This window comes from Arthrobacter zhaoguopingii (assembly GCF_009828595.1).
Lineage (GTDB): Bacteria > Actinomycetota > Actinomycetes > Actinomycetales > Micrococcaceae > Arthrobacter_D > Arthrobacter_D zhaoguopingii.
Genome location: NZ_WPNY01000005.1, coordinates 262,545 through 275,310 on the forward strand (window position 1 = coordinate 262,545; position 12,766 = coordinate 275,310).

Consider the following 12,766-nt stretch of genomic DNA (forward strand, 5'->3'; position numbering starts at 1 on the left):
GGAAGGTCGGGGGCCTGCTGTGTGCCTGGGCAGTACCTCTAGGACGCTGTCGTCCCTGCTGCGAGGATTGCGTTGCGCTGTTCGCGCCGCACGGCCTGCTCCGTGGGGTCCGGCACGGGTGCCGCGGCGAGGAGCCGTCGGGTGTACGGGTCGCGGGGATACTTCAGCACCTGCTCGGTGGTGCCCTGCTCCACCAGGCGGCCCTTGCTGAGCACCGCGATGTGGCTGGCGAGCAGCTCGACCACGGCAAGGTCGTGGCTGACGAACAGGCAGGCGAAGCCCCGCTCGCGCTGCAGCTCCTGCAGCAGCTTCAGCACCGCGGCCTGCACCGACACATCGAGGGCCGACGTCGGCTCGTCGGCGACGAGGAGGGACGGCCGGAGCGACAGGGCGCGGGCGATGCCCACCCGCTGGCGCTGGCCGCCGGAGAGTTCGTGCGGGTACCGGTTCCGGAAGGAGACCGGCAGCTGCACGTCCTCGAGCAGGCCCTGCACCCTCCGGTCGAGATCGGCCCGGGAGAGCTTCTCGTGCAGGTACAGCGGCTCGCCGATGCTGTCCCCGATGGAGAGACGCGGATTCAGCGAGGCGGCCGGGTCCTGGAAGACGATGGCGAACTTCTTGCGCAGCGGCAGGAGCTGCCGGGCCGAGAGCGAGGTGATGTCCGTCCCCGCGATCCGCACGCTGCCCGAGCTGGTCCGGATCAGCCCGGTGACCGCCCGGGCGATCGTCGACTTGCCCGAGCCCGACTCGCCGACCAGCCCCATGACCTCCCCGGGCAGGATGGTGAAGGACACGTCGTGAACCGCCTTGAAGGGCGGCTGCCGGAAGCGGCCCGGATACTCGATGTCCACGCCCGCCAGTTCCAGCGCCGGCACGGTGCCGGCGGCGGTGTGCTGCTGCCGGTGCGCCAGGGCGCGTTCGGCGTAGTCCTCGTGGATCCGGATGCTGCCGTCGACGACCTCGACGTCGGTGAGGACCCCTCCGACCTTCGAGCCCAGGTACGGCACGGCATCGAGCAGCTGGCGGGTGTAGGGCTCCTTCGGGGTGAGGAAGAGCTGCTGCGAGGGGGCGGACTCCACGATCCGGCCGCGTTCCATCACCACAATGTGATCGGCAAGGTCCGCCACCACCCCCATGTCGTGGGTGATCAGGAGGATGGCGCTGCGCAGGCGCTTGTTGAGCCGGCGCAGCAGTTCGAGGACCTCGGCCTGCACGGTGACGTCGAGCGCCGTCGTGGGTTCGTCGGCGACGAGCAGCATCGGGTCGTTGGCCAGGGCGATGGCGATCATCGCCCGCTGGCGCTGCCCGCCGGAGAACTGGTGCGGATAGGAGTCGTAGCGCCGCTCGGGCTCGGGGATCTCCACCATGCGCAGCAGTTCGATCGCCCGTTCCTTGGCCGCGGCGGGGGAGGCCTCGGTGTGCTGCTCGACCGCCTCGCGGATCTGCTCGCCCACGGTCAGCACCGGGTTGAGTGCCGTCATCGGTTCCTGGAAGATCATCGCGACGTCGTTGCCGCGGATCCGGCGCAGGGTCTTCTGCGGGGCGCCGATCAGCTCCTTGCCCATCAGTCGGGCGCTGCCCTTGGACCGGCCGTTGCGGGGCAGCAGCCCGAGCAGCGCCATCGAGGACATGCTCTTGCCGGAGCCGGACTCGCCCACGATGGCGAGGATCTCGCCGGGATGGATGTCGTAGGAGACGTCCTCGGCGGCCATCACCCATTCATTGTCGACATTGAAGTCGACGCCGAGGCCGCGTACCGAGAGGATGGGGCCGTCGGCGGGGGACACGGCGTCGTCGGAGAGCGTCCCAGTGTGCTCAGCTGTCATTGCTTGATCCTTGTCTGCTTGGGATCGAAGGCGTCGCGCAGGCCGTCTCCGATGAAGTTCACGGCGAGGGCGATGCCGACGATGAAGGCGCCCGGCCAGAGGAACAGCCAGGGCCGTACTGTCAGGGCCGAGCGGTTGTCGTTGATCGCCTTACCCAGCGAGGTGTCGGGCGCGACGACGCCGAGCCCGAGGTAGCTCAGGGCCGTCTCGAGCAGGATCGCCCCGGAGATTGCGAGGGTCGCGAAGACGATGATCACCCCGACGGTGTTGGGGAGGATGTGCCGGAAGATGATCCGGGCGGAACTCGCGCCCACCGACTTCGCCGACTCGACGAATTCCTTCTCCCGCAGCGAGAGGAACTCACCGCGCACGATCCGGGCCAGGCCGGTCCAGGTGACCAGGCCGAGGAAGACGCCGAAGGGAAGGATGCCAAAGCGCGCGACGACGCCGGCCATCACCGCGGCGATGACCACCGTGGGGATGGTGATCACGACGTCGGTGATGCGCATCAGGACCGCCTCCGTCCAGCCCCGGAAGTATCCGGCGATGGCCCCGACAGCGGTGCCGACGAGCGTGGCGACCAGGCCGACGGTCATGGCGATGATCAGGGAGGTCTGGATGCCGCGCATGGTCAGCGCGAAGTAGTCACGGCCCAGCACATCCTGCCCGAAGGGGTGCTCGCCGAGGCTGAACGGCCAGAGGGTCAGGGTCGGCCGGCCCTCGTTGAAGCGGGCGCCGAGCACGTCGTACTCTTTGTTCCACCAGCCCGGGATGCCGGCCACCCCGATGGAGCTGAAGGACAGCAGGACGATCAGGGCCAGCAGGCCCATGCCCGCGAGGGCGCCCTTGTGGCGGAAGAAGCGCTCGCGCACCAGGCGGCCCTGGCTCTTCGCCTCGGTGGTGCGGATGCGCTCGGTTTGCTGCCGGGTGGGCGCGCCGAGGGCGATGTCGGTGTCCTGGCTCGCGAGCGTCATTTCGGATAGCTCAACCTGCGGGCCGGAATCTGCCGGCTCGATGTCGGATCTGCTCATGATTCGGCTCCTAGCTCAGGGTGATGCGCGGGTCGAGGAAGGCGTAGGCGATGTCGGCGAGCATGTTGAACAGCACCGCCGCCGTTCCCACGACGAGGAAGAAGGCCATCACGGGGGCGGGATCGACGGTGTGGACGCCGTCGACGAACATCTTGCCCATGCCGTTCCAGCCGAAGACCGTCTCGGTGATCACCGCCCCGCCCAGCACGCCGGCGAAGTCGAACGCCATCAGCGTGGTGATCGGGATCATCGCGTTCCGGAAGGCGTGCTTCACCAGCACCGTCCGCTCGCTGAGCCCCTTGGCCCGCGCCGTCCGGATGTAGTCCTGGTTCATCACATCGAGCTGGCTCGCCCGCGTGTACCGCGTGTAGGTGGCGAAGGAGATCAGGGTGATGGCGATGGTGGGCAGGATCAGGTGCAGCGCGTAATCGAGGTTGGTCTGCCAGAAGCCTCCGGAGAGGTTCGGGGACTCGGAGCCGGTGGTGGGGATGGGCCGCCCGCCGGCCCGCGCCGAGAGTTCGGGGTAGGCCTGCAGCAACCGGTCGAGGAAGATCAGCAGTCCGATGCTGAAGGCGATCACCGCGGAGATCCGCGCCGCGCGCGCCCGGTAGGGGCCGCCGACGAACCCGCCGGCGGCGTAAGCCACCGCCACCGTCAGCCCGAGGAGCGCAAGGACGGTGAGCCAGTTGGGGTCGGCCAGCAGCGGGATGGAGAGGAGGTATCCGGCATAGCCCACCGCGGCGGCCGTCAGTGCGGCGTAGAGGATCCGGCGGCGCCGGAACCCGGCAAGCAGGGCGGTCCAGAGCAGGGCCACGGCCCCGGCCGAGATCAGCATGCCGACCGGCCCCAGGCCCGGAGTGACGAACCAGCCGGTCACCAGCAGCAGCCACAGCGCGACTGCGGTCGCCGCGGCGGCGATGCCGAAGACGGCGAGCCTGCGCTTCCTATCGCCACCGACGACGACGGCCCAGATGACGCCGGCGACCACCCCGACGAGCAGGATGGTCAGGTAGGGGAACTGCGGATTGGCAAGCCACGTATTGAGGTCGATCGCCAGGTACTGCTTGAGCAGGGTCGAAAGCCAGAACAGCGGCAGCGAAAACAGGACGAAGGAGATGAAAGTGATTGAGTAGTCGAACGTCGTGTACTGGCGGATCGCCGTGACGATGCCCACGACCACCCCGAGGACCAGGGCGATCACCGTGGCCACCAGGACGAGGCGGAAGGTCGAGCCGATGGCGCTTTCGAGCTGGGGGAGGACGGCGTTTCCGGCCCGATCGGAGCCGAGGGTGCAGTCGACGCCGCCCGGGACGAGGCAGTGGCCCAGGTCCTGGAGCCACAGGAAGTAGCGCATGAGCGGTGGCTGGTCGAGGTTCATCGCCTCGGTGCGAGCGGCGATCGTCGCCTTCTTCGACGAGCCCGAGGCTTCACCAAGGTCCCCGAGGGGATCGCCCGACGAGATGACGAGGAAGAACATGAGCGTCGTGGCCGCCGCCATGATGAAAAAGGAGATGAGTAAACGTTTGGCAATGAAAAACAACACTGGGGGGCTCCTAGGGACGGTCTGCAGATGAGCCGGGTGCTGTCAGAAGGGCGGGCAGACCCAAGGATCTGCCCGCCCTTCTGCACAGCCCCGCGTCAGCGGGTTACTTCTTCTTCGTCCACTCGTAGGCGTTCCAGGTCAGGCCCGTCTGCGTCGGGTTGGGCTCGACGCCCTCGACCTTGGAGTTCCAGGCGTTGATGCCCGGGTTGGCGTAGAGCACCACGTTGTACTGGGTTTCGGCAAGCCGCTGCTCCAGTTCGGTCTTCATCTCGACGACCTTTTCGGGGTCGGTGTTCGTGACGATTTCCTTCCAGATGCTGTCGACCTTCTCGTCCTTGTAGCCGCCGAAGTTCTGCTCGCCGTCGGAGACGTAGATCGACTCGGCGGAGGCCACGAGGCCGGATCCGGCCCAGCCGAAGAGCACCGCGTCCCAGGAGCCGGGCTGGGCGAGCATTGCGGCCCACTCCTCCTCGGGCTGGGGGATGATCTCAAAGCCGGCCTTGTCGCAGGAGGCCTTGATGAGGGCAACCATGTCGGCGCGCAGCTGGCTGGTGGACGCGTACATCAGGCTCACCTTGACCGGCTCGGTCTTGCCGGCGTCGGCGAGCAGGGCCTTGGCGCCCTCGATGTCGAGCTCGGCGTTCTCGGTGGCCGCGGGGGCGCCCTCAAGCACCGTGTCGTAGTCGGGCTGGGCCGGCTGGTACTCGCGCAGGTCCATCACCTTGCCCTCGGGCTCGATGGGCGTGACGAACTTCTCGACCATGTCCGCGCGCGGCATGCACTTCGCGAAGGCCTGGCGCACCTCGAGGTCCTCGAACACGTCGCCGGGCCGCTGGGCGAGGTCAACGTGGGAGAAGGTGAGGGTTTCACCGGTCTCGACGGTGACGGTCTCACCGATCTGCTCAAGCGCCGACTTGGTGTCGACCGTCGGGCTCGAGGGATCGATGACGTCGACGTCGCCGTTCTCCAGGGCCTGGACGGCTTCTTCGTCGACGACCGTCTTGTAGACGAGGGTCTCGGTCTTGGCTGCGCGCTCCTCGCCCCAGTACTCCTCGTTCTTGACCAGGGTCAGCGTGCCGTTGACCGCGTTGTCCAGCTTGTAGGGGCCGGAGGAGGGGATCAGTGCCTCGTCGGGGAGGCTGGGAAGGTCGGCTTCGTAGTTCCAGCCGGTGTTCCAGAACTCGGCGACGGGCTTGAGCGCCTCGATGTCGGTGCCCTTGATCGCTTCGATCAGTTCGGCGCCGTCACCCTCGGGGGACATTCCGCCCTGCTCCGCCGCGATGTGGGCCGGCATCATGGGTTCGGAGAGGAGCGATTCCCAGTCGGCGTAGGGCTCGGAGTAGACGAACTCGAACTCCTTGTCGCCGGCCTCGCCCTCGGGGAGCTCGACCTGGGCGAAGCCATTGGTCGAGGCGGCCTGGAACAGGTCGGTCTCGGCTCCCGTGTCGGGGTCCTTCTCGCCGCTCGGGTGCTTGCCGGAGGCGGCGGCCCACTGCAGGAGGACGTCGTCGAAGTCGATCGGCGTCCCGTCGGACCACACGGCATCCTCATTGATGGTGTACTTGACGGTCAGCGGGTCGTCGCTTGTCTTTTCGAAGGTGCCGAAATCTTCGTTGCGCTCCAGCTCGCCGTCGGCGTTGAAGGCGACAAACGTACTGTGGACAACGTTGTTCACATAGGTGTTGTAGACGCTGTTGGCGTTGGCGGTGTAGCTGTTGTAGGCGTCCGGGGTCTGACTGATGGCCACATTGATGGTCGTGGCGAGGTCTTCCTCTGCAGCCTCGGAGGGCTGCTGCGCCGTCCCGCCGGCCGATCCGCAGGCGCTGAGCAGAAGCACCCCAATGGAAAGAGCCGCGAGAGTGGCTGTGCGCTTATTACGCATTCGTCATCCTTACTGTGCTAGAGGCGCACGGGACCGGTTGGTCAGTCCCGTTCAAGTGGATAGCTCCAGTGACAGCGATCACACTTCCGTCAGCATAACCAAGGTTTGTTGCCTCGGACACCCAGTAAATAAGTGATAACTGATTCGTTATCTTCCGGACACATGGAGAGATTTGGTTTCACATTTTCAACAGCGCTGTGCCACAGCCTTCACTACGCCGAAACAGCAGAAAACCACCCTTTCGCGGTGGAAAAGGGTGGTTTTCTGCTGTTTCGGCGGGGTGGGCCCGCTAGGAGGCCGGAATCTCAAGCCACTGGAACCAGCCCCGGTGGAGCACCAGCCAGGCCATCAGCCCATAGCCGGCCTGGCCGGGAGTTCCACCGTTCGCCGCGAGGTCATTGCGCCACTGCTCATGGGCCACCAGCGGGGTGAAAGTGTCGATGTAGACGTGCTTGCGGCGGGTGGTGACGTCGGCGAAGGCCGCCGAGAGTTCCCCCAGCCGGCGGTTGCGCTCGGGGTCGAGGCCCGGGGGAGGCCCGACGACGAGGACCTTGACGCTCATCTGGGCGGCGCCGTCGAGAATGTTCGCGAGGTTAAGCCGGCTGCGGGCCGTGGAGAGGTCGAGATCGAGGTCCCGGTCGGAGAGGCCGATGACGAGGCGGTTCTCGAACCCGTCGTCGAACCTGCGCCCGGTCTCCTGCAGCCACCGGTTGGCCAGGGACTCGGTGCCTTCACGGGGAGCGGCCAGGGGATAGGCCTCGACCTGCACGCCGTCGGGAGCGGTGCGGGCCATGACGCGTCCAAGCCAGCCCAGCGCGCGCGGATCTCCGAGTCCTGCGAGAAGTTCGTCGCCCACTGCGGCTAGCCGGATTCTGCGTTGTTCCACTGGATCCCTCGGTTACTGATTGGTGTCGGTGCACGCACGGATTTGCGCCGTGCGGAACTGGAGTAATGCCTTAAATGCGTTGGGTGGGGCACAGGTCCCCACCCAACATCATACTGATCGGCCCGTTACTTTCTTCCGAAAGCCTTGCGCACGAGGATTTCCTGCTCCACCGCGTGGTGCTTGGCGGAGCCCGTAGCGGTCGCAGCCGAGGCCGGCCGCGAGGCGAGCTCGATGCCGCCCTCGATGTGCTGGGGCAGGTTCAGTCCGATGAACGGCCACGGACCCTGGTTGGCCGGTTCGTCCTGCGCCCAGACGACGTCGGCGTTGGGGTAGGCCGCCAGCGCCTCCTTGATCTCGTCGAGCGGCAGCGGGTACAGCTGCTCGACGCGCACGATGGCGGTCTTCTTATCGTCGGCCTTCTGCCGGGCCGACAGCAGGTCGTAGTAGAGCCGGCCGGAAACCAGGATGACCCGCTCGACCTCGGTACCCGGAGTCTCGAGGGTGTCGGGGATGACCGGCTGGAAGCTGCCGGAGGTGAAGTCCTCGACCGAGCTCGCCGCCGCCTTCAGGCGCAGCAGCTGCTTGGGCGTGAAGATGATCAGCGGCTTGCGCGGCCGGCGGTAGGCGTGCTGACGCAGCAGGTGGAAGTGCGAGGCCGCGCTGCTCGGGTTGGCCACGAACATGTTCTCCTCGGCGCACATCTGGAGGAACCGTTCGATCCGTGCCGAGGAGTGGTCCGGGCCCTGTCCCTCGTAGCCGTGCGGCAGCATGAGCACGAGCGAGGAGCGCTGGCCCCACTTCTGCTCGGCGGAGCTGATGAACTCGTCGATGATCGTCTGCGCGCCGTTGACGAAGTCACCGAACTGCGCCTCCCAGATCACCAGCGCGTCCGGCCGCTCCACCGAGTAGCCGTATTCGAAGCCCATGGCGGCGTATTCCGAAAGCAGGGAATCGTAGATCCACAGCTTCGCCTGGTCTTCGCTGAGCCGCTCCAGCGGCAGCCACTCGGTGCCGTTGGCGCGGTCGTGGAACACCGCGTGGCGCTGCACGAAGGTGCCGCGGCGGGTGTCCTGCCCGGCGAGGCGGACGGGGATGCCCTCCATCAGCAGCGAGCCGAGGGCGGCCATTTCGCCAAAGCCCCAGTCGATGCCGCCTTCGCGGGACATCTGCTCGCGGCGCTCCAGGAGCGCCTTGAGCTTGGGGTGGACGGTGAAGCCCTCCGGCACGTTGGTGTGGGCCTTGCCGATGGCGGCGAGGACCTCGGCCGAGATGGCGGTGGGCTGAGGCCCGGTCTCCTCGCCGTCGGTCTGCTGGGCGGAGGGGCGCTCGAGGTTCGAGACCGCTGCGGGATCCTCGGAGACCAGCGGCATCGGGGAGGTCTGGGCGGCGTGGGTCTCGGCGAACACCCGCTCGAGGCGTTCCTGGTAGTCGCGCAGCGCCTGCTCGGCCTCTTCCTCGGTGATGTCGCCGCGGCCGATGAGTGCCTCGGTGTAGAGCTTGCGGACCGAACGCTTGGCCTCGATCAGGTTGTACATCATCGGCTGGGTCATCGACGGGTCGTCGCCCTCGTTGTGTCCGCGGCGGCGGTAGCAGACCATGTCGATGACGACGTCCTTGTTGAACCGCTGGCGGAACTGGTAGGCGAGCTGCGCCACCCGCACCACGGCCTCGGGGTCGTCGCCGTTGACGTGGAAGATCGGCGCCTGGACCATCTTGGCGACGTCGGTGGAGTACACCGAGGACCGCGACGACGTCGGGGAGGTGGTGAAGCCGACCTGGTTGTTCACGATGACGTGGATGGTGCCGCCGGTGCGGTAGCCGCGCAGCTGCGAAAGGTTCAGCGTCTCCGCCACAACGCCCTGGCCGGCGAAGGCCGCGTCGCCGTGGATCAGAATCGGCAGCACGGGGAACGCCCCGCCCTGGTCGAGGCGGTCCTGCTTGGCCCGCACGATGCCCTCGAGCACCGGGTCGACCGCCTCAAGGTGCGAGGGGTTCGCCGCAAGATAGACCCGGGTGGTGTTGCCGGCGTCGGAGGTGAAGGTCCCCTCGGTGCCAAGGTGGTACTTCACGTCCCCGGAGCCCTGGACCGAACGCGGGTCCTGGGTTCCTTCGAACTCGCGGAACACCTGGGCGTAGGTCTTGCCGGCGATGTTCGTCAGCACGTTCAGCCGGCCGCGGTGGGCCATGCCGACGGCCACCTCGTCGAGCCCGTCGTCGGCGGCACCGGAGATGATGGCGTCCAGCAGTGGGATGAGGGATTCACCGCCCTCGAGCGAGAAGCGCTTCTGGCCGACGAACTTGGTCTGCAGGAAGGTCTCGAAGGCCTCGGCGGAGTTCAGCTTGTGCAGGATGCGCAGCTGTTCCTCGCGGCTCGGCTTGGAGTAGGGGTGTTCAAGCTCGTCCTGGAACCACTGGCGCTCTTCCGGGTCCTGGATGTGCATGTACTCGATGCCCGTGGTGCGGCAGTAGGCGTCGCGCAGCACTCCGAGCATGTCGCGGAACTTGAGCATCGGCTTGCCGCCGAAGCCGCCCGTCGGCCATTCGCGGTCGAGGTCCCACAGGGTCAGTCCGTGGGTGCGCACATCGAGGTCCGCGTGCTTGCGCTGGACGTATTCCAGCGGGTTGGTGTCGGCCATGAGGTGGCCGCGCACCCGGTAGGCGTGGATGAGCTGCTGGATCCGGGCGACCTTGTTGATCTCGTCCATTGGGTCGACCTGGATGTCGGCGCTCCAGCGCACCGGCTCGTACGGGATGCGCAGGGATTCGAAGATCTCGTCGTAGAAGCCCTGCTCGCCCAGCAGGAGCTGGTGGATGATGCGCAGGAACTCGCCGCTGCCGGCACCCTGGATGACCCGGTGGTCGTAGGTGGAGGTCAGCGTGATGGTCTTGGAGATCGCATGCTGGGCCAGCGTCTTCTCGCTGGCGCCCTGGAACGCGGCCGGGTACTCGAGCGCGCCGGCACCGATGATGCATGCCTGGCCCTTTGAGAGGCGGGGCACCGAGTGGACGGTGCCGATGCCGCCGGGGTTGGTGAGCGACACGGTGGTTCCGGAGTAGTCGTCGGCGCCGAGCTTGCCGCCGCGGGCCTTCTTCACGAGGTCTTCGTAGGCGCGCCAGAACTCCGAAAAGTTCATGTTCTCGGCCTTCTTGATGTTCGGCACCACAAGCAGCCGCGTGCCGTCGGGCTTGGGCATGTCGATCGCGAGGCCGAAGTTCACGTGCGCCGGCTGCACCGCCGAGGGCTTGCCGTCGATGATGTCGTAGTAGACGTTTTGGGAGGGGAACTGGGCCAGGGCGCGCACGATGGCGTAGCCGATGATGTGGGTGAACGACACCTTTCCGCCACGGGCGCGGGCGAGGTGGTTGTTGATCACGACGCGGTTGTCAATCAGAAGCTTCGCCGGGATGGTGCGCACGCTCGTGGCGGTGGGAACCGACAGGCTCGCGTCCATGTTCGTCGCGATGGCTTTCGCCGGTCCACGCAGGACACTGACCGTGTCCTCGTCCATCTGGGTGTTTCGCGCTGTCTCCGGCAGCTGGGCCGGGATGGGCGGGCCGGCTGGCTTGGCGGGTTCGGGCTTCTTCTCCGCTGCGGGCTTCGGGGCCGGCTCCTTCGCCGGCTCCTTTGCCACGGGCGGCTTTCCCGACTCCTGTGTCGAGGCGGGCGATTCGCCCGAGGCCTTGGGTGCGGCGGCTTCGGTCTTCACGACCGGCGCTTCGCTGGTGGCAGGCGCCGCGGCTGCGGCGGGTGCCTTGGTTTCACCGGCAGCGGCGCCATTGCCCTGGCCGTTCTCTTTCGGCTGATTTTCCGCATCGAAGGAGTCGAAGAGATCCCACCACTTCGGGTCGACCGAGTTCCGGTCTTTCTGAAACTGTTCGTACAGTTCGTCAACAAGCCACTCATTTCCGCCGAACTCTTCAGGTAGACGGTGGCTGGTTTGTTCTGGCACTTGGTATACGCCTCTTCCGTAAGTAGCCCTGAGCGCGGGAAAGTCCGTCTGTGCGGACGTCCTGGACGGTGGTTAGACCTTCTTCCAGTCTAGTAACACGAACGAGGAACAGGCGAATCACTGACCGGCGGTCGAATCGGTGGCGTCCGCACGGGCGACTAAACTCGGTAGGTACTCGATTGCGGGAGAAATAATGCGATTCATCAATGATCCGTCCACCGACCTGACCTATGCTGATGTGTTTTTGGTGCCCTCGGCCTCGGAGGTGGTTTCGCGTTTTGACGTGGATCTCTCCGCCGCTGATGGGACCGGTTCGACGATTCCTTTGGTGGTGTCGAATATGACCGCGGTGACCGGGCGGCGGATGGTGGAGACTCTGGCCCGGCGCGGCGGGCTGGCGGTGCTGCCCCAGGACGTGCCGGTGGAGGTGATTACCGAGGTCACCGGCTGGGTCAAGGCCCGCCATCCGGTGTTCGAGACTCCGCTGCGGCTGCGCCCGTCCAACACGGTGATCGATGCGCTGCACCTGATCCACAAGCGCGCCCACGGGGCGGTGGTGGTCGTGGACGGGGAGGACCGGTATGTGGGGGTGGTGCGGGCCGCGGACTGCGAGGGCGTGGACCGTTTCGCGTCCCTGGCCTCGGTGCTGCGCACCGGCCCGGCCCCGGTGGACGCGGCCCGGTTCGAGGCGGACCCGGTTCAGGGGCTGCAGGGGGTCTTCGCGGAGCTGGAGGCCAGCGGCGCCCCGCTGGCCCCGGTGGTCCGGGACGGGATCCTGCAGGGGGTCATCACCCGGGCCGGGGCGCTGCGCTCGACCATCTACACCCCGGCCCTGGACGCCCGCGGTTCGCTGCGGGTGGCCGCGGCGGTGGGGATCAACGGGGACGTCGAGGCCAAGGCGGCGGCCCTGCTCGCGGCCGGGGTGGACACCCTGGTGGTGGACACCGCCCACGGGCACCAGCGCAAGATGCTCGATGCCCTCAAGATCGTGCGCTCCCTGGACCCGCAGGTGCCCGTCGTGGCCGGGAACGTGGTCAGCGCCGACGGGGTCCGGGACCTGGTCGCGGCCGGGGCGGACATTGTGAAGGTCGGGGTCGGGCCCGGGGCGATGTGCACCACCCGGATGATGACCGCCGTGGGCCGGCCCCAGTTCTCCGCCGTGCACGAGGCCGCCACGGCGGCCCGGGAGCTCGGCGCGCACGTGTGGGCCGACGGCGGGGTCCGCTACCCCCGCGATGTGGCCCTGGCCCTGGCCGCCGGGGCCAGCCAGGTCATGATCGGGTCCTGGTTCGCCGGGACCTACGAGAGCCCCGGGGACCTGCACACCGACAGCGACGGCCGCCGCTACAAGGAAAGCTTCGGCATGGCCTCCGCGAGGGCGGTGCAGCACCGCACCCAGGCCGAGGACGTCTTCGCCCGGGCCCGGAAGGGACTCTTCGAAGAAGGCATCTCCACCTCCAAAATGTACCTGGACCCCGCCCGTCCCGGCGTGGAGGACCTGCTGGACATGATCACCGCCGGCGTGCGCAGCTCCATGACCTACGCCGGAGCCCGCACCCTGGCCGAATTCTCCGACCGCGCCCTGGTCGGCATCCAGTCCGCCGCCGGCTACGAAGAAGGCCGCCCCCTCCCACAAAGCTGGTAACCG

7 protein-coding genes are annotated in these 12,766 nt (G+C 67.3%); 1 reads left to right on the forward strand and 6 read right to left on the reverse strand.

What is annotated here, in order from left to right:
• Nucleotides 1-38 precede the first annotated feature (38 nt).
• The 6 genes from GVV86_RS09400 to GVV86_RS09425 all read right to left on the reverse strand — a co-directional run bounded on the left by GVV86_RS09400 (nt 39) and on the right by GVV86_RS09425 (nt 11,118).
• Entirely contained in the window at nt 39-1,826 is a 1,788-nt protein-coding gene (locus GVV86_RS09400; protein WP_159618166.1) for a dipeptide ABC transporter ATP-binding protein, read from the reverse strand.
• Nucleotides 1,823-2,857, reverse strand: coding sequence for an ABC transporter permease (locus GVV86_RS09405; protein WP_246669932.1), 1,035 nt, complete (start codon nt 2,855-2,857; stop codon nt 1,823-1,825). Before GVV86_RS09405 ends, GVV86_RS09400 begins: the two co-directional genes overlap by 4 nt.
• 10 nt (nt 2,858-2,867) lie before the next feature.
• Complete coding sequence (locus GVV86_RS09410; RefSeq protein ID WP_159618167.1) at nt 2,868-4,400, reverse strand: ABC transporter permease; 1,533 nt, start codon at nt 4,398-4,400, stop codon at nt 2,868-2,870.
• A gap of 103 nt (nt 4,401-4,503) precedes the next feature.
• Nucleotides 4,504-6,282 (reverse strand): ABC transporter family substrate-binding protein, encoded by a 1,779-nt coding sequence (locus tag GVV86_RS09415; RefSeq protein ID WP_159802622.1) that lies wholly within the window; start codon nt 6,280-6,282, stop codon nt 4,504-4,506.
• A gap of 289 nt (nt 6,283-6,571) precedes the next feature.
• Nucleotides 6,572-7,168: a GDSL-type esterase/lipase family protein gene (locus GVV86_RS09420; RefSeq protein ID WP_120165161.1), complete on the reverse strand. Its 597-nt coding sequence runs from the start codon at nt 7,166-7,168 to the stop codon at nt 6,572-6,574.
• Nucleotides 7,169-7,293: 125 nt separating this feature from the next.
• Nucleotides 7,294-11,118: a multifunctional oxoglutarate decarboxylase/oxoglutarate dehydrogenase thiamine pyrophosphate-binding subunit/dihydrolipoyllysine-residue succinyltransferase subunit gene (locus tag GVV86_RS09425; protein ID WP_159802623.1), complete on the reverse strand. Its 3,825-nt coding sequence runs from the start codon at nt 11,116-11,118 to the stop codon at nt 7,294-7,296.
• A 193-nt stretch (nt 11,119-11,311) separates the two neighbouring features.
• Here GVV86_RS09425 and guaB1 point away from each other — a divergent pair, with 193 nt between their 5' ends.
• The gene (gene guaB1, locus GVV86_RS09430; protein WP_159802624.1) at nt 11,312-12,763 is read left to right on the forward strand and encodes a GMP reductase; all 1,452 of its coding nucleotides are present in this window, start codon (nt 11,312-11,314) and stop codon (nt 12,761-12,763) included.
• Nucleotides 12,764-12,766 lie beyond the last annotated feature (3 nt).